Source organism: Streptomyces sp. GL_140 (assembly GCF_057834465.1).
Genome location: NZ_CM174404.1, coordinates 4,724,520 through 4,743,231, shown reverse-complemented (window position 1 = coordinate 4,743,231; position 18,712 = coordinate 4,724,520). Strand labels below are relative to the sequence as shown.

11 protein-coding genes are annotated in these 18,712 nt (G+C 72.8%); all 11 read left to right on the top strand.

What is annotated here, in order from left to right:
* The first annotated feature begins 4 nt into the window (after nucleotides 1-4).
* The 11 genes from AC3IYJ_RS22015 to AC3IYJ_RS21965 all read left to right on the top strand — a co-directional run bounded on the left by AC3IYJ_RS22015 (nucleotide 5) and on the right by AC3IYJ_RS21965 (nucleotide 18,700).
* Entirely contained in the window at nucleotides 5-463 is a 459-nt protein-coding gene (locus tag AC3IYJ_RS22015; RefSeq protein WP_489396498.1) for a cobalamin B12-binding domain-containing protein, read from the top strand.
* The gene (locus AC3IYJ_RS22010) at nucleotides 460-1,767 is read left to right on the top strand and encodes a methylaspartate mutase (protein WP_489396497.1); all 1,308 of its coding nucleotides are present in this window, start codon (nucleotides 460-462) and stop codon (nucleotides 1,765-1,767) included. Before AC3IYJ_RS22015 ends, AC3IYJ_RS22010 begins: the two co-directional genes overlap by 4 nt.
* Before the next feature lie 29 nt (nucleotides 1,768-1,796).
* Nucleotides 1,797-2,789 carry an asparagine synthetase A gene (locus AC3IYJ_RS22005; RefSeq protein ID WP_489396496.1) on the top strand — a complete coding sequence of 331 codons (993 nt, stop codon included), beginning with the start codon at nucleotides 1,797-1,799 and terminating at the stop codon, nucleotides 2,787-2,789.
* Complete coding sequence (locus AC3IYJ_RS22000) at nucleotides 2,786-4,099, top strand: glutamate synthase-related protein (protein WP_489396495.1); 1,314 nt, start codon at nucleotides 2,786-2,788, stop codon at nucleotides 4,097-4,099. The genes AC3IYJ_RS22005 and AC3IYJ_RS22000 overlap by 4 nt, the downstream gene beginning before the upstream one ends.
* A gap of 171 nt (nucleotides 4,100-4,270) precedes the next feature.
* Nucleotides 4,271-8,950 carry an amino acid adenylation domain-containing protein gene (locus tag AC3IYJ_RS21995; RefSeq protein WP_489396494.1) on the top strand — a complete coding sequence of 1,560 codons (4,680 nt, stop codon included), beginning with the start codon at nucleotides 4,271-4,273 and terminating at the stop codon, nucleotides 8,948-8,950.
* 110 nt (nucleotides 8,951-9,060) lie between these two features.
* Entirely contained in the window at nucleotides 9,061-13,602 is a 4,542-nt protein-coding gene (locus AC3IYJ_RS21990) for an amino acid adenylation domain-containing protein (RefSeq protein ID WP_489396493.1), read from the top strand.
* A complete protein-coding gene (locus AC3IYJ_RS21985; protein ID WP_489396492.1) occupies nucleotides 13,599-15,377 on the top strand; it encodes a non-ribosomal peptide synthetase in 1,779 nt (592 codons plus the stop codon). The genes AC3IYJ_RS21990 and AC3IYJ_RS21985 overlap by 4 nt, the downstream gene beginning before the upstream one ends.
* The gene (locus AC3IYJ_RS21980) at nucleotides 15,374-16,216 is read left to right on the top strand and encodes a thioesterase II family protein (RefSeq protein WP_489396491.1); all 843 of its coding nucleotides are present in this window, start codon (nucleotides 15,374-15,376) and stop codon (nucleotides 16,214-16,216) included. Before AC3IYJ_RS21985 ends, AC3IYJ_RS21980 begins: the two co-directional genes overlap by 4 nt.
* Nucleotides 16,213-17,403: a cytochrome P450 gene (locus AC3IYJ_RS21975; protein ID WP_489396490.1), complete on the top strand. Its 1,191-nt coding sequence runs from the start codon at nucleotides 16,213-16,215 to the stop codon at nucleotides 17,401-17,403. The genes AC3IYJ_RS21980 and AC3IYJ_RS21975 overlap by 4 nt, the downstream gene beginning before the upstream one ends.
* Nucleotides 17,404-17,484: 81 nt before the next feature.
* Entirely contained in the window at nucleotides 17,485-17,697 is a 213-nt protein-coding gene (locus AC3IYJ_RS21970; RefSeq protein ID WP_489396489.1) for an MbtH family protein, read from the top strand.
* Nucleotides 17,698-17,704: 7 nt separating this feature from the next.
* Complete coding sequence (locus tag AC3IYJ_RS21965; protein WP_489396488.1) at nucleotides 17,705-18,700, top strand: TauD/TfdA family dioxygenase; 996 nt, start codon at nucleotides 17,705-17,707, stop codon at nucleotides 18,698-18,700.
* Nucleotides 18,701-18,712 lie beyond the last annotated feature (12 nt).

Here is an 18,712-nt window from a genome sequence, read left to right as displayed (position 1 = left end):
CCTAATGACGAGGGTTTTCGTGGAGCACGAAAGTTTTGAATATCCGGGACTGGACATCGTGGTGACATCCATGGTCTCGGATTCCCACACCTGGAATCTGGTGTTCTTGCAATTGCTGTTGGAGGAGCTCGGCCACCGGGTGACCAATTTGGGAGCCTGCGTTCCCGACGGCCTCCTCGTAGCCGAATGCCGGCGCCTCGATCCCGACCTGGTCGTCGTCAGCAGCGTCAACGGGCACGGCTTCAACGACGGCATGCGGCTGATCGGCGCCCTGCGGTCCTGCCCCGGCCTCCTCGCGACACCGGTGGTGATCGGCGGGAAGCTGGGCATCGCCGGAGCGGGCGACGGGGCCCCGGCCAGGGCGCTGCTCGCCGCGGGGTTCGACGGGGTCTTCGAGGAGGGCGGCTCGGTGGAGGCGTTCCTGGAGTTCCTGCAGTCGCTGTCCGCGCGGGTCCTGCTGTGACGGCGGGCGCGACCGGATCCGCGACCGGGTTCGGCGGCTTCGTCGCACGGGCCGCCGCGGCGGGCGACCTGGTCGTGCAGCCGCGGATGGGCATGAGCGATCCCGGCGCGATGCGGGCGGGCCTGCTCGCCACCCGGCGGGCGGCGGCCGCCACGGTCGGCACGATCACCCTCGACAGCTACACGAGGACGGGCGAGATCGCGGCGGCCCGGCGGGCCGTCGCCGAGGGCGTCGGCCTCAACGGCTATCCGATCGTCGGCCACGGGCCCGAGGTGACCCGGGCGGTCCTGCACGGGATCGCCGACGCCGGGTTCCCGGTCCAGGTCAGGCACGGCTCGGCCCGCCCCGAAGCAATCTTCTCGGCGCTGCTCGCGGCCGGGCTGGACGCCACCGAGGGCGGCCCGGTCTCGTACTGCCTGCCCTACAGCCGGGCTCCGCTGCACGAGGCGGTGGCCAGCTGGGAGCGGTGCTGCGAACTGCTGGCCGCGGCCCGGGACACCGGCAGGGAGCCGCATCTGGAGACCTTCGGCGGCTGCATGATGGGCCAGCTCTGCCCGCCGAGCCTGCTGGTCGCGATCAGCGTCCTGGAAGGGCTGTTCTTCCGGCAGCACGGGCTGCGCAGCATCTCGCTCAGCTACGCGCAGCAGGCCAATCTCCGCCAGGACGAGGACGCGGTGGCGGCGCTCACCCGGATCGCCGGCGAACTGCTGCCCGACATCGACTGGCACGTGGTCGTCTACGCCTACATGGGCGTGTACCCGCAGTCCCCGGGCGGCGCCCAGCTGTTGCTCGACGAGGCCGCCCGGCTGTCGGTGCGGACCGGGGCGGCCCGGCTGATCGTGAAGACCACGGCCGAGGCGCACCGCATCCCGACCGTCGGGGAGAACGTGCGGGCGCTGGAGACCGCGGCCGCCGTCGCCGCCGAGGAGCGGCGCGGGGCGGCGTACGCCCGGGTCCCCGACTCCGGGGTCTACGAGGAGGCCCGCCTGCTGGTCGACGCGGTGCTCGAACTCGACACCGATGTCGGGCGGGCTCTCGTACGAGCCTTCGCCAAGGGCTACTTGGACGTCCCCTACTGCCTGCACCCGGACAACGCGGGGCGCTCCCGCAGCCGGCTGGACGACCGGGGGCGGCTGCACTGGGCCGGTGCCGGGTCGATGCCGATCGCCGGGCTGGTCGAGAAGGGGCGGGGACCGGTGCTCGGCTCCGCGGAGCTGCTGGGCGCCCTGAATTACGTACAGAGGACTTTCGACCAGCGGGCTTTCGAGTCGCCGGCCGGTGCGGCAACCGCAGTTCCACGATGATCCACGACGAAAGATTGGGAAGAGACACCATGACTGAGGATGGGCCCACGCAGCCGGGAGACCCCCGCGCGCACCTGTCGTCCCCGGCCACGCGCAGCACCCTGCGCATCCAGAACCAGCTGCTCGCCGCCGCGCGGGAGTACCTGACCTCGGCCGGGTTCACCGAAATGCTGCCGCCGGTCATCGGCCCGGTCACCGACCCCGGGGGCCGTGGTTCGAAGCAGGTCGACATCGACTTCTACGGCCACCGGTACAAGCTCATGACCAGCGCGATCCTCTACAAGCAGGCTTCGCTCCTGGCCTTCGACAAGATCTTCTGCATCGCGCCGAACGTCCGGCTGGAGCCGTTGGAGACCGCCAACACCAGCCGCCACCTGGCCGAGTTCCACCAGCTCGACGTGGAGGTGGCGGGCGCCTCGCGGGAGCAGATCACCCAGCTCGTCGAGGACCTCGTCGTGCACATGGTCCGCTCCGCCGTCGAGCGGCTGCCCGGGGAGTTCGCGGAGCTCGGCCGGGACGTGGACGCCTTCACCGAGCTGGTCCAGGGAATGTTCGGCCGGATCACCCACGCCGAGGCGGTGGCCGACCTGCACGCGGTGGGCCACGAGCAGAGCCCGGACGCCGAGATCGACTGGGAGGGCGAGGCGCTGCTGTCGTCGAAGTCGGCGCGGCCGTTCTTCATCACCGACTACCCGAAGGGGTCCAGGGGCTTCTACGACCGCGAGTCGCGGACCGAGCCCGGGGTGCTGCGCAACTTCGACCTCATCGCGCCGGAGGGCTTCGGCGAGCTGTGCAGCGGCAGCGAGCGGACGAACGACTACGCGGAGATCGTCACCCGGATGCGGGAGACGGGCGAGAACCCGCAGAAGTACCGCTGGTACCTGGACCTGGTGCGGGAGGGCATTCCGGCCAGTGCGGGCTTCGGCATCGGCGTCGAGCGCCTGACCCGGTACGTCGCCGGGCTGGACGCGGTGTGGCAGGCGAACGCCTTCCCGAAGCTTCCCGGGGTGGTCTCGCCGTGAGCGACCTGACGGCGCCGGGGTTCCCCGGCGATGCGGTCCGGCTGCGGGCCAGGACGGGCGCGGCCGCCGCGTTCCCGTCGGCCGGGGAGTACGGACGGGTGCTGTTCGGGGCGGAGTCCGACGCGGACGAACAGCACGGCGGCGGTGGCGCGGGCGGCGGCCCGCAGCGGGACCGGCTGGACGGGATGCGGCTGGTGCCCCCGGTGTTCATGCCGCGCAGGCTCGCGAAGCTGATCGACCTCGGCCGTGAGCCGGTGTACCAGGACGTCGTGCTGGACACCGTCATCGGCGGCTTCCGCTCGCCGCTGCCGGTGTACGTGTCCGCGCTGGGCTCGACCCGGGCCGCCGGCGGCGACCTCGGCCTCGCGCTCAGCAGGCAGGCCGGGGCGCTCGGGATTCCCATGGTGATCGGCGAGAACGTCGTACCGCTGAACGGGTACGGGCGGACGGACGGGTACGGGCGGACGGACGCCGAATCCGGCGGGGACGCCGGCGGAGACGCCGACGCCGGCCGGTCGCTGCTCGGGCGCCTGACCGCGTACGCGCAGCACCTCCCGGAGGGGCCGTACGGCGGTGTGGCGGTGCAGCAGAGCACCGAGGACGCCGACGCCGAGGTCTGGAACCTCGTCTACAGCGATCCCGCGGCCCGCCCGCTGCTCGACTCGGGGCGCCTCGCCTTCGAGCTCAAGGTGGGCCAGGGAGCCAAGCCGGGCCTGGGCGGCATGACGGTGCTCGGCGCCGAGGCGGGCGCCCGCGTCGAGGGGCAGTACGGGATCGACCCGGTCTTCGACGGGGAGCGGGTGCTGCGTTCCAGCAGCCCCGGCACCTTCACGGCGGAGATCCTGCGGCAGCAGATCCGGCTGATGCGCAACAACTTCCCCAAGGCGAAGGTCTGGGTGAAGCTCTTCCCCGGCCGGGACGTGGCCGAAGCGGTGCGCGTGGCGGCGGAGGCCGGCGCGGACGCCGTGACGGTGGACGGCGCGGAGGGCGGCACGGGCTGGGCACCCTCGGCGTTCCCCCGGCACGTGGGGCTTCCGCTCGCCGAGTGCCTGCGGCGCATCGGCGACCCGCCCCCGTGCCTGCTCGTCTCGGGGCGGATGTGGGAGGGCAGCAGGGCGGTCAAGAGCCTGGCACTCGGCGCGACCGCCGTGGGCCTGGGCCGGGCGGCGCTGCTCGCGGTGGCCGAGGACGGGCAGGACGGCCTGATCCGTTTCGCCGAATGCCTTTCGATGGAAATGCGCCTGCTCGTTTCGGCGCTCGGAAAATATTCACCGGGTGAGCTTTCCCCGGACGATGTCTGGTCGCCGTAAGTCGGCAGCCGCAAATCGGCAGTCGCAAACCGGCGTTCGATACTGCCGTTCTTCTGCCTGTTCCTCTGCCGTCTCGCACATCCGAGTGCGTCCTATCGTCGGCATATTGCATCGGTGTCGTTAATCCAGCGGGGTTGAATCATGTCCTCAAGCGGTATCCCTTTCGAATCGATGGCGCGCTGCCATCCGGCACGGCCCGCGGTGCGCCGGGCCGGCCGGACCGTCACCTACCAAGAGCTCGACGAGCAGAGCGGCGCGCTCGCCGGACGGATCGCCCCCGGCCAGGTCGTCGCCGTGTCCGGCCGCGACCGGGTCGACTACGTCATCGGGATGCTGGCCGTCTTCAAGGCCGGTGGCGTCTACCTTCCGCTGGACACCGAAGCACCCGCGGACCGCAATGAGTTCATCGTCGAGGACGCCGGTGCGACGGTCCTGCTGACGGACGGCGTGCTCACCGAGCGCGCCCCGCACACGGCGGCCGAACCCCGCGCCGGCTACCTCATCTACACCTCGGGCACGACCGGGCGCCCCAAGGGCGTCCTGGTGACCCTCGACGCCCTGTCGGTCCACATCGGGGCGGCCGTGGCGCTGTTCGGCGTGACCCCGGACGACGTCGTCCTGCACCTCGCCCGGCCGACCGTCGACGTGGCCGTCGAGCAGGTCCTCACCGCGCTGGCCGCGGGTGCCTGCCTGGTCGTGCCCGAGAAGCCGCTGCTGGCGCCCGCGGAGCTGCTGGACCTGCTGGACACGCAGGGCGTGACGGTCGCCAACCTGTCCGCCGGGTACTTCCAGGAATTCGTCACCGCGCTGCGCGACCACGGCTCCGTACCCGGCACGCTGCGCCTGATGATCTCCGGCAGCGACCGGCTCTACCCGGCCGCCGTCGACGCCTGGCGCGAGCTCACCGGCGTACCGCTGTTCAACGCCTACGGCCCCACCGAGACGGTGATCACCTCGACCGTCCAGGACCTCTCGGCGGGCACCGGCTCCGATGTGGTGCCGATCGGCCTGGCCGTCGGCCCGCGCACCCTGCACGTCCTGGACGAGCGGCTGCGGCCGTGCCCGGCGGGCACCGCGGGCGAGCTGTACATCGGCGGGCCGACCGTCGCCCGCGGCTACTGGGGCCGGACGGCGGCGACCGCCGAGCGGTTCGTGGCCGACCCGTTCGCCTCCGTGCCAGGGGCGCGCATGTACCGCACCGGGGACGTGGTCCGCCGGGCGGCGGAGGGCGCCGCGCTGGAGTTCGTCGGGCGCGTCGACCACCAGGTGAAGATCCGCGGGTTCCGCGTCGAGCTCGGCGAGATCGAGGAGACGCTGGCCGCCCACCCCGACGTGGCCGCGTGCGTGGTCGTCGCCCACGAGGGGCGCCTGGCGGCGTACGCCACGGGGACCGACGGAAGCCGCCCGCAGTACGACGGGGTCAGGGCCTTCCTCGCGGAGCGCCTCCCGGAGCACATGGTCCCGGCGGGCCTCACCGTGCTGGAGGAGTTCCCGCTGACCGCGGGCGGCAAGGTCGACCGCTCCGCGCTCCCGGTACCCGGAGCCCAGGCGGCCCCGCGGCGCGGATACCTGCCGCCGCGGACCCCCGCCGAGCAGCTGATCGCCGCGGTGTGGTCCGACATCCTGGGAGTGCCCGAGGTCGGCGCCAACGACAACTTCTTCCACCTCGGCGGGGATTCGCTCACCGCGGTGCGGGTGGTCGGGCGCGTCTTCGACGTCTTCGGCATGGTCTCCCCGTACACGATCTTCGACGCGCCGACGCTCTCGGAGTTCGCCGCGGCCGTGACCGACGCGGAGGGCGGTGAGCGGGCGCCGCTGACGCGGGCCGGCCTGCGCGAGGCCCCGCTGTCGAAGTTCCAGCGCGGTCTGTGGACCCTGGAGCAGTGGAACCCCGGCTCCGCCACCTACAACGTCCCGTGGGTGTTCCGCTTCGAGGGCCCGGCCGATCCGGAGCGGCTGCACGCGGCCCTGGAGGTCATCACCTCCCGGCACGAGACCCTGCGCACCACCTTCCTCCTCTCCGACGCCGGGCCGCTGCAGATCATCCACGACCGGATGCCGGTGCCCTTCGAGATCACGGACGCCACCGAGGAGCAGGTCGGCGCGCTGGTCGAGGCCACGGCACTGGAGCCGTTCGACCTGGAGACCGGCCCGCTGATGCGGGCCCGTGCGATCCGCACCCCGGACGGCCGCCTCGCCCTGGTGCTGGTCATGCACCACATCACCTGGGACGAGGGCTCGCTGCCGGTCCTGGAGAACGAGCTCCAGGAGATCTACGAGGCCCTGGGCGAGGGAAGGCCCCACACCCTGCCCGAACTCCCCGCGCAGTACGCGGACTACAGCGCCCGGCAGTACGCGGCGGACGGCCCCGACGGCGCCGACAGCGCCGAGCTGAGCGCGGCGGCCGCCCAGCTGGAGTACTGGGCCGAGCACCTGCGCGAGGTCCCGAAGGCGCCGGCGCTGCCCACCGACCACCCGCGCCCGGATTTCCCGGAGTTCCGCGGCTCCCACCACTCCTTCGCCATGGCGACCCCGGTGGCGCGTGCGGTGCGCGAGTTCGCGCGCAGCGAGGACGCCACGCCGTTCATGGTGCTGTTGGCCGGTCTCGCGCTGACCCTGCACCGCCGCTCGGGCGAGGAGGAGATGGTCCTCGGGGCGCCCGTGAGCGTCCGGGGCCGCACCGAACTGTCGGGCATGATCGGCTACTTCATCAATCTGCTGCCGCTGCGGCTGAAGGTCGAGCCGGGCGCCTCCTTCCGTGAGCTCGTGCGCCATGTCCGCGAGGTCTCGATCGGCGGCTACCGGCACCAGGACGCCCCGTACGACGAGATCACGAGCCTGGTCCTGGCCGACCGCCTCGAAGACCGCGAACCGCTGTGCCAGGTCCTGCTGGAGCTGCACCCGCTGGACACCCGCCCACTGACCATCGACGGCACCACCGTCACCCGTGCGATCCACAGCAACGACGTGTCGCGCTTCGACCTGTCGATCTCCGTCGACGACCGGGGCACGGACTTCACCGGGCGCTTCGAGTACGACTGCGACCTGTTCGAGCGGGAGACGATGGCGGAGCTCTGCGACAGCTGGATGTCGACGCTGGCCGTCGCGGTCGAGGCGCCCGCGCACGGCCTGTTCGAGGCGCAGGCCGCGCGGACCCCGGAGTCGACCGCCCTGGTGTCCGGCGAGTCGACGCTGACCTATGCGGAGCTGAACGCGCGGGCCAACCGCCTCGCGCACTTCCTCGCGGCCCGCGGCGTAAGCCGGGGCTCGGTCGTGGCGATCCTCGTCGAACGGGGCTTCGACCTGGTCGTCGGGCTGCTCGCGGTGCTGAAGACCGGCGCCGGCTACACCCTGCTCGACCCGGACTTCCCGGCCGAGCGGCTCGCCGGGGCGGTGGCCGACTGCGGCGCCGAACTGGTGCTCACCCACCGCGACCGGACCCCGCCCTTCCACGGCCCCGAGTTCCTGGACCTGGACGGGGCGGCCGCGGAGATCGCCCGCCGCTCCGACCTGGACCCCGGCCTCGCGGCCGGCGGCGACGACCTGGCCTGCGTCATGTTCACCTCGGGAACCACCGGCCGCCCCAAGGGCGTCGCCGTGCCGCACCGCGCGCTGACCACCACGTACCTGGGCCAGGACTACGCGCGCTTCGGCCCCGACGAGGTGTGGCTCCAGTGCTCCCCGGTCTCCTGGGACGCCTTCGCGCTGGAGCTCTACGGGGCCCTGCTCTTCGGCGGCGTCTGCGTGCTCCAGCCGGGGCAGCGGCCCGACCCGGAGACGATCTCCGAGCTGACCCGGCGGCACGGGGTCACCCAGCTCCAGCTCTCGGCGAGCCTGTTCAACTTCCTGCTGGAGGAGTTCCCCGCGACCTTCGAGGGCCTCAAGGCCGCCTACACCGCGGGCGAGCGGGCCTCCGTCACCCATGTCGCCAAGGCGCTGGAGGCCTACCCGGGCCTTCGGGTGGGCAACGGGTACGGCCCCGTGGAGAGCCTGGGCTTCACCACCTGCCACACCGTCACCGCCGCCGACACCATCGCGCCGTCGATCCCCATCGGCATCCCGCTGGCCGGCAAGGACGTCCAGGTCCTGGACGCGGACCTGAGGCCCGTCGCGCCCGGGGTGACGGGTGAGCTCTACGCGGCCGGCGGCGGCCTGGCGTACGGGTACGTCGGCCAGCCGGGCCTCACCGCCGGACGGTTCGTCGCCCATCCGCACGGCCGGCCCGGGGAGCGGCTCTACCGCACCGGGGACCTCGGCCACCGGACCGAGGACGGCACGCTGGAGATCACCGGGCGGATCGACGACCAGTTCAAGATCCGCGGGTTCCGCGTCGAGCCGGGCGAGATCGAGGACATCCTCAACCGCCACGTGGACGTGCGCGAGTGCGTGGTCGCCGTCCACGAGCCGACCCCCGGCGACCGGCGGCTCGCCGCCTACATCACGACGGGACCCGAGCCGGTGGCCGTGGACGCCATCCTCGACTGCCTGTCCCAACGGCTGCCCGAATACATGGTCCCGGCCACGATCGACGTCCTCGACGCGCTGCCGCTGAACGCCAACGGCAAGGTCGACCGCCGCGCCCTGCCCGCACCGGCGCACGAGCGGCGTCCGGCCGCCGGGGAGGAGTCGCTGGCCGGGGCCGAGCGGCTGGTGGCGGAGGCGATGCGCGAGGTGCTCGGCATCGACCAGGTCGGCAGGGACGACCACTTCTTCCGGATCGGCGGCAACTCCCTGGCCGCCGTCCGGGTCGCGATGCGGCTGTCGCGGGAGACCGGCAACCGGGTCCCCCCGCACCTGGTGTTCCGGGCGAAGACGGTGAGCGCGATCGCGGAGCGGCTGATGGCGCTGTGAGGGGCGGCCCCGCGCCAGGGGCGGACGCGACGCGACACCGCGCGGCAGCGCGCGACACCGAAGGCAGCAAGGAAGGCAGAAGGACATTGACCGCATCTGGATCTGGTGACGTGACCCGGGTCGCCCCGGTCTCGGGGCTGCAACGGGGACTGTGGTTCCTCGACCGCTGGAACCCCGGGGCAGCGACCTACAACATCCCGTGGATCTTCGAACTGGTGGGGCCGCTCGACCTGGGGCTCCTGGAGCGCTCCCTCGGCGCCGTCGTCGCACGGCACGAGGCGCTGCGGACGACCTTCGCCCTGCACACCGGGGGTCCGCAGCAGCTGGTCCACGCGCCGGCGGCCGCCTCCCTCGCCGTCACCGACCTGCGCGACCTGCCCGAGGCCGAACGCCGCGAGCGGGCCGAGGCGATCGTCGCCGCCGAGGCGGCCGCGCCGTTCGACCTGGAGCGGGGGCCGCTCCTGCGGGCGTCCGCCCTGCGCCACGGCGAGGAGGCCACGACCGTGGTCATCGTCGTCCACCACATCGTGTGGGACGGCTGGTCGGCGGGCGTGTTCGAGCGCGAGCTGGCCGAGATCTACACCGCGTCGGTCGAGGGCCGCACGCCCGTACTGCCTGAACTCACCGCCCAGTACCCGGACTACGCCGCCGAGGAGGAGGCCACCTCCTTCGAGGAGCACCTGACGCACTGGAAGCGCGAGCTCGACGGCGCCCCGATGCTGCTGGAACTCCCCGGCGACCGCCCCCGCCCCTCCACCCGGAGCCACCGGGGCCACACCGAGCACTTCGGTCTGCCCACCGGCCTCGCGGGACGGGTGCGGGAGCTCGCCGAGGCGGAGGGCGTGACCCCGTACACGGTGCAGCTCGCCGCCTTCGCGGTGCTGCTCAACCGCTACACCGGCGCCCAGGACATGGTCATCGGCACGCCCGTGACGACCAGGAACCGCCCCGAACTGGAAGACCTGGTCGGCTACTTCGTCAACCTGCTGCCGCTGCGGGTGCGGCTCGACGCGACGACGACCTTCCGCGACCTGCTCCAGCGCGTCCAGGACACCGCCTTCGACGCCTTCGCCTACCTGGACGTCCCCTTCGACCAGATCGTCGACCAGCTGGCACTGGACCGCTCGGCCCAGCACCCGCCGCTCGTCCAGGTCGTGTTCGGCGCCCACGCCGAGGACCACGAGCCGCTCCGCTTCGGCCCGGCCGCCGCCCACCGCCAGGTCCGCTCCAACGGCACCACGAAGTTCGACCTGACCTGGTCCGTCTTCGACGACGGCGAGCTGCGCGGCGAAGTCGAGTACAGCACCGACCTGTTCGATGCCGGGACGGTCCGCCGGATGGCCGGCGACTGGCAGGACCTGCTGGCGGCCGCCCTCGACGACTGCGACCGCACGGTCCTGCACCTGAGCACCCCCGACGCCGCCGGCACCGCGAACGCGCCCGTGGCCGTCCCCGCGGGCCGCTGCCTGCACGAACTGTTCGAGGACGCGGCCGACGCGCACCCCGACCGTACGGCCGTCAGCGACGCCACCCGCTCGCTGACCTACACCGAACTCGACCGGGCGGCCAACCGGCTCGCCCACGCCCTCACCGCGTCCGGCGTCCGGCCCGGCGACCGGGTCGGGCTGCTCACCGACCGCACCGCCGACATCCTCGTCTCGGTCCTCGCGATCCTGAAGACCGGCGCGGCCTACGTGCCGGTGGACCTCACCGCCCCGGCGGGCCGCGCGGCCATGGTCTTCGGGGACACCGGGGTGGTGCTGGTCGTCACCGACCGCCCCGACCGGGTCCCCGAGGGCCCCTGGACCACGTACGACCTTGCCGCGCGCCGCCAGGAGACCGCCGCCCGGCCCGAGCACCGGCCCGCCGTCGCGGTCCGCCCCGGGGACGTGGCCTACACGATCTTCACCTCGGGCTCCACCGGGCGCCCCAAGGGCGTCGCGGTCGCCCACGAGCACGTGAGCCGCCTGATGGAGGCGGGTGCCGAGCACTTCGCCTTCGGCCCCGAGGAGGTGTGGACCCTCTTCCACAGCTACGCCTTCGACTGGACCGTCTGGGAGATGTGGGGCCCCCTGCACCACGGCGGCCGCCTGGTCGTGGTCCCGTACGTCATCAGCCGCTCGCCCGCCGAGTTCGCCGAACTGCTGGAGGAGGAGGGCGTCTCCTTCCTCTGCCTGACGCCTTCCGCACTGCGGCAGCTGGAGCCCGCCCTGCGGCAGCGGCCGCGCGCCCTGCCCGCACTGAAGTGGATCATGCTGGGCGGTGAGGCGCTCGACCCCGACGTGGTCCAGCGCTGGTTCGCCCTCGACCCGCTGCCCCCGGCCCGGCTGTGCAACCTGTACGGCATCACCGAGACCACCGTCCACGTCACCACCCACGACGTGGCCGGCGCGGGAGCGGGCTTCGAGCGCAGCCTCATCGGCGACCCCATGCCCCACCTGAGCACGATGGTGCTCGACGACTGGCTGCGGCCCTGCCCGGTGGGCGTCCCCGGCGAGCTGTACGTCGGCGGCGGCAGCCTCGCCCACGGCTACTGGGGCCGCCCCGACCTCACGGCCGGACGCTTCGTGGCCGACCCCTTCGCCGGGACCCCGGGCGCCCGCATGTACCGGACCGGCGACGTGGCCCGGCGGCTGCCCGACGGCGGCCTGGAGTACGTGGGGCGCGCCGACTTCCAGGTGAAGCTGCGCGGCTTCCGCATCGAACTGGGCGAGATCGAGAACGCGCTCAGCGCCCACCCCGACGTGGACGCCTGCGTGGTGACCGTCCACGACGAGCGCCTCGCGGCCTACGTGACCGGCGGATCGCCCGACGGCGTACGGGAGTTCCTGTCCCGCTCGCTGCCCGACTACATGATCCCGGCCAGCGTCACTGTCCTCCCCGCGCTGCCGCTGACCGTCAACGGCAAGGTGGACCGCGGCGCGCTCCCGGCCCCCGGTGCCCGCCTGGCGGCGGAGGGCGAGCACGTGGCGCCCCGCACCCCGGTCGAGAAGCTCTTCGCCGAGGTCTGGTCGCATGTGCTCGACGTGTCCGACATCGGCGTCCACGACGAGTTCTTCCACCTCGGCGGCGACTCGATCCGGGCCGTCCAGATGGCGGGCGGGCTGCACGAGCGCGGCTGGGAGGTCTCGCTCAGGGACGTCTTCAACGCCCCGACCATCGCCGCCCTCGTCCCGCTGGCCCGCCCGGTCGCCGGCCGCGACAGCGACGACCTGCCGTTCGCGCTGCTGGACGAGACGGTCCGGGCCGAGCTGCCCGAGGGCCTCGCCGACGCCTACCCGATGGTCTCCATGCAGCTCAGCATGATCTTCCACATGGAGATCGCCGGGTCCACCGACAGCTACCACAACGTCAACAGCTACCGGATCGCCTCCGACCTCGACGAGACCGCCTTCCGCCGCGCCGTCGCCGAGGTCATGGACCGCCACCCCGTGCTGCGCACCGGTCTCGACATCTCCGGCTACGCGGAACCGCTCCAGCTCGTCTACGGCGAACTGCCGCCGCCGGTCGCCTTCGAGGACCTTCGCGGCGCCGGCGAAGCCGCCCAGGACGCGGCGGTGCGCACCGTCTTCGACGAGCACCGCAGCACCCCGTTCGACCTGATGGAGCCGCCGCTGTTCCGGATCACGGTGCAGCGCCTGGACGACGACGTCTTCCAGCTCACCATCTCCGAGCACCACGCCATCCTCGACGGCTGGAGCTTCACCTCCTTCCTCGCCGAACTGCTGGAACGGCACGCCGCACTCGCGGCCGACCCGGCCGACGCACCCGCGCCGCCGCCGGGCACCACCTTCCGCGACTTCGTGGCGGTCGAGCGCGAAGCCGTCCAGGACGAGGCCTCGCTGGCGTACTGGCGGGCGAAGCTCGACGGGGTCAGCGGCGCCCTGTGGACGGGCGCGGGCGAAGCCCACGACCTGCCGCGCACCGTCGAGCGGGTACTGACCGAAGCACCGGAGCAGCTGCGCAAGGTCGCCGACGCGGCCGGGGTCCCCGTCAAGTCCGTGGCGCTCGCCGCCCACATGCGGGCCCTCCAGCAGATCACCGGCCTCGCCCGGGTCACGACCGGCCTCGCGATGAACGGCCGGCTTGAGCGCCTCGGCGGCACCGAGACGTACGGGCTGTTCCTCAACACCGTTCCGCTGGTCTGCGAGCCGTCCGCGGACGATCTGCTCGGCCTCGTGCGCACCGTGCACCAGGAAGAGCTGGACATGATGCCGCACCGCAGGGTGCCGTTCGCCCGGCTGGCCCGGCTGATGTCCGACACCCGGCTGGACACCCAGTTCGGCTACCTGCGCTTCCACGCCCTCGGGCAGCTGGGCTCCGCGCAGATCGTGGACGGCCGGATCGGCTGCGAGCCCACCCTGCGCCACGAGCCCAACAGTTTCGCCTTCGGCGCCTCGCTGATCCAGGACCCGGTCTCCGACCGCGTGCTGCTGGCCGTCGACCACCAGCGGTCCGTGGTCCCCGACGAGCTCGCCGACCGGTTCATCGACGCCTACGCGGCCGCCCTCGACGAGATGGCCGCGGCCACCGACGCGCAGCGCCCCGCCGGCACGCAGCACTCGAACGACACGCAGCACTCCACCGACACGCAGCGCTCCGTCGAAACGCAGCGCTCCATCGAACCGACAGAGCAGGGGTCCCCCCGATGACGCACACCGACGCAATCACCCGCTTCCTGCAGGCCGCCCGGACCACCCCCGACCGGACCGCGGTACGGGCCGTCGACGGCGAGCTGACCTTCGCCGCGCTGGAGCGCCGCACGGCCGAGCTGGCCGGGGCGCTGCGCGAGCGCGGCGTCGGGCGCGGCGACCGGGTCGGGGTGCACCTGCCCCGCACCTCGGAGCTCGTCGTGGCGCTGCTCGCGGTGTGGCGGGCCGGGGCGGCGTACGTGCCGCTCGACCCGTCCTACCCGCAGGACCGGCTGGCCTACATGGCCGCGGACTCCGGCATCTCGCTGCTGATCAGCACGGACTCCGCCGGCGTGGCGCTGCCGCAGGGCGTGGGGACGATCCGCACGGACGCCACCGGCGCTCAGGCCGGGGCCGACGCCGCGGACTTCACCGCCCTGGACCCCGCCTACGTCATCTACACCTCCGGCTCGACCGGCCGCCCCAAGGGCGTCGAAGTCAGCCGCGGCAACGTCGCCTCGCTGCTCGCGGCCCTGGAGGAGAACGGCATGTACCGCCCGGAGGCGGGCGTCGTGGGCTGGAACGCGAGCGTCTCCTTCGACGCCTCCGTCCAGCAGTGGGCGCGCATCTGCCGCGGCGACACCCTCGTGGTGCTCGGCGACGCCCAGCGCTCCGACCCGGTCGCGCTGGCGGCGCTGCTCGAGGAGAACGGCGTCACCGACCTGGACCTGACCCCGTCGCACTGGGAGCTGCTGCGCGAGCCGCTCGCCGGCGCGCGGGCCGCGGGCCGCGCACCCCGGCTGTTCATGGGCGGCGAGCCGGTCCCGGCGCGCACCTGGCACGAGATCGCCTCCGGCTCCGTCGACGCCCTGAACCTCTACGGCCCCACCGAGTGCACCGTCGACTCCACGGCCGCCCGGATCACGGGCGAGGGACCGCACATCGGCACCTCGCTGCCCGGGGTCCGCGTGCAGGTGCTCGACGGCGAGCTGCGTCCGGTGGCCGACGGCGTCACCGGCGAGCTGTACGTCTCGGGACCGGGCGTCGCCCACGGCTACGTGAACCGCCCCGGCCTGACCGCCGAGCGCTTCGTCGCCGACCCGGCGGGCCCCGCCGGACAGCGGATGTACCGGACCGGCGACCTGGCCCGGCGCGGCGCCGGCGGGGTCCTGGAGTACGCGGGCCGCGTGGACCGGCAGATCAAGCTGCGCGGCTACCGCATCGAGCCCGGCGAGATCGAGGGCGCCCTGACCGGGCACCCGGAGGTCGTCGAGGGCGTCGTCACGGTGCACGAGGCGGCCCCCGGCGACCAGCGGCTCATCGCCTACGTCACCACCGGCACGGCCTCCCCGACGGCCGGGGGCATCCTGGACCACCTGCGGTCGGTGCTGCCCGCCCACATGATCCCGGCCGGCGTCACCATCCTGGACGCCCTGCCGCTCACCCCCAACGGCAAGGTCGACCACGCCGCCCTGCCGCTGCCGAAGGCCGCCCCGGCCCCGGCCGCGTCCGACGGGACGGCCGGTCTGGAGGAGCAGGTCGCCGAGGTCTGGCGCACCGTCCTGGGCCTGGACTCCGTCCTCCCCGAGGACGACTTCCTCGCGCTGGGCGGCCACTCGCTCGCCGCGCTGCGCGTCGTGCACATCCTGCGCCGCAAGCTGGGCGCCGAGCTCCAGCTCCGCCACCTGCTGGACTCGCGCGACCTCGCCGACTTCACCGAGTCGGTCAGGACGGCGGCCCGCGCGGGCGTCGCCAAGCGCCCGTCCCTGGTCGGCGCCGGCGGCGGTGTCCGATGATCACCCAGGAGCCGCAGAAGCGGCAGCGACCGCGGACCGAGGGCGACTGGCTGTTCGTCCCGGCCCCGCAGCCGCACCGCCCGTACCGGCTGTTCTGCTTCCCGCACGCGGGCGGCGACGCGCCCGCCTACACCCGCCTCGCGCACTCCCTGGCGCCGTTCGCCGAGGTCTGGGCGCTGCGCATGCCGGCCCGCGGCGGCCGCAGGCGGGATCCGATGCCCGCCAGTTTCGACCTGCTCGTCGCCACCGTGGCCGAGGAGCTGCGCCCGCACCTGGGCGGCGACTTCGGCTTCTACGGGCAGAGCTTCGGCGCCCTCCTCGCCTACGAGGTGGCGCGGGCCCTGCCGAAGGAACTGCGGCCCGGCCTGGTCGTGGCGGCCTCCGCACAGCCGCCGTCGGCCTGGACCGGAGAGCTGCCCCAGGGGCTCGGCGCCGCCGACCTGCTGCACCTGACCGGCATGGGCGAACTGGTCGACGCCGATCCGGAGTTGCGGGACATGGCCCTGGCGGCCGTCCAGAGCGACCTCGACGTCAAGCGGACCTACCGCCACCGCCCCTCCCCCCTGCTCGACTCCGATCTGTACGCGGTCGCAGGCGACGGCGACCCCATGCTCGACGCCGAGCGGATCGCCGGCTGGGCGGAGCACACCTCGGGCGGCTTCGGCCTCTCGGTCGTCCCCGGCGGGCACCTGCTGGCCGCCGTGGACCGGCGGGGCCCCGTAGAGCTCCTGACGTCGGTCATCGGGAGCCGGTCCGCGGCCCCCGCCGCCGACCCGGTCCCCGCGGCCGACAGCCCCGTGGAAAACCCCTCTCACCAGCCCGTCCGGGAGCACCAGTGACCATCACCACGACCACCAGGACCGATCTGACGGACCCGTCCCTGTGGGCCCGGCCCGATATCGCGGACATCGTCGACGGGCTGCGCGCCGAGGGCGCCGTACACCGCATGGAGACCGCCGACGACGGCCCCGTGTGGTCGGTGCTCTCCTACGAGCTGGCCTCCGAAGTGCTCAAGGACACCGCGACGTACAGCTCCGAGGGCGGCTCCCTGCTGGGCGCCGGGGTGGGTGTCACCCCGGCCGGCGCGGGCCGCATGATGGCACTGTCCGACCCGCCCCGCCACCGCGAACTGCGCACCCCGGCCGTGCCGTTCTTCTCACCCAGCGGGGCGCGCAACGCCTCGCGGAGCATCACCGAACTGGCCGGGGAGATCTTCGACAAGGCCATGGAACTGGGCGAGGTCGACCTCTCGGACGTCGTCTCCGCGCTGCCGCTGGCGGTGATGTGCGATCTGCTCGACGTGCCCGCCAAGGACCGGGACATGGTGGTGCGGGTCTGCGACCAGGCGTTCCTGGGACGCACCGCCGAAGAGCGCCGGGCGGGCCACCAGCAGCTCATCCCGTTCCTCCTGCACCAGGTGATGATGCGGCGGGCCAAGCCCGGCGACGACCTGATCAGCAAGATGGCCACGTACCGGGTGGGTGGCCGGCTGCTGCCCGTCGAGGACGTCGTCCTCAACCTGGACAACATCGTCGTGGGCGGTGTCCAGACCGTGCGCCACACGGCAGCCATGGGGCTGCTGACGCTGGCGCGCAACCCCGAACTGTGGCGCCAACTGCAGTCCGGTGAGGCCGAGATGGGCCCGGCCCTGGACGAACTGCTGCGCTGGACCTCGGTCGGCCTGCACACGCTGCGCACCGCCGGCCGGGACGTGGAGCTCGGCGGCCACCAGGTGCGCGAGGGCGACCGGGTCGTCGTGTGGACCTGGGCCGCCAACCGCGACCCCGCGGCCTTCGACCGGCCGCACGAGATCATCCTGAACCGCTCGCCCAACCGGCACCTGGCGCTGGGCCTGGGCGCCCACTACTGCATCGGCGCACCGCTGGCCAAGGCCGAGCTGAGCGCCCTGTTCTCGGCGGCCCTGGAGCGGGCCGCGGAGATCGTCCCGACCGGCCCTCCGGTGTACAACCGCTCGATCATCAATTTCGGGCTCGACCATTTCCCGGTGCGTCTGCTTCCCCGCTGAGTCTCCGGTCTTCTGCCTGTTCTTCTGCCGGATGACGGCACCCCGGCGTTTATAGATTCGCATCAACAAGGAGGCATCACCATGACGAACCCATTCGAAGACGACAACAGCAAGTACCTCGTGCTCGTGAACGACGAGAACCAGCACTCGCTCTGGCCGGCCTGGATCGACGTGCCCGAGGGCTGGTTCACCACGCACCGCGAGGACACCCGCCAGGGCTGCCTCGCCTACATCGAGAAGAACTGGACGGACATCCGTCCCGCCAGCCTCGTCGCGACGCTCGAGCGGCAGTGATCGGGCCATGCTGAACTGGGAGATCAACCCGGGCCGACCGGCGCTGACGCGGGTATCGGGCCTCACCGACATGGACCAGGCCTGTGCCTGGCTGGAGCAGGCCGCCCCCGCACTGCGGGCGGGCCTGCACGAGCACGGCGTGGTGTTCCTGCGCGGGCTGCCCGTCACCGACAGCGAGGACGTCGCGAAGATCCGCGACATCCTCGTCCCGACGCGGACCCCGTACCGGGAGAAGGCCACCCCGCGCAGCGACTTCGGCAACGGCGTCTCCTCGTCAACCGACCTGCCGGCCGCGCAGTCGATCCACATGCACAACGAGAACAGCTACACGCTGACCTTCCCCGGCCTGCTGCTGTTCGCCTGCCTGATCGCCCCGCCGGTGGGCGGCGCCACCCCGGTCGCCGACGTCCGCGAGGTGCTCCGCACCCTCCCGCCGCGGCTCGTCGAGCGCATGAAGTCCCACGGCTGGACTCTCACCCGCAATTACTCGGAATACGTTTCGCTGGACTGGCGCACCGCCTTCTCCACGGATGACCCGGAGAAGGTCGCCGAATACTGCGCCGAGAACCACATTTCCATGGAATGGCGCGAAGACGGCTCCCTGCGCACCAGCCAGCTCCGCCCGGGCACGATCACCCACCCGGTCACCGGCGCCGAGGTCTGGTTCAACCACATGGCGTTCTGGAACGAGTGGTCCCTGGAGCCGGACATCCGCGAGGCGATGACCGAGCTGTTCGGCTCGGACGGCCTGCCGTTCAACACCGGCCTGGGCGACGGCGAGCCGCTCACCCGGGAGGACGTCGAGCAGATCAACGCGGCCTACGCGGCGGCCACCGTGCGCGAGAAGTGGGAGGTGGGCGACGTGATGCTCGTCGACAACATCCTCGCCGCCCACGGCCGCGACCCCTTCAGCGGCGACCGCAAGATCGCCGTCGTGATGGGCGAGCCCGTCGAACTCCTGGACTGCAAGCCGAGCGTGCTCCCCGCAGCCACCTCCGTGTAAGTGAAGGAAGAA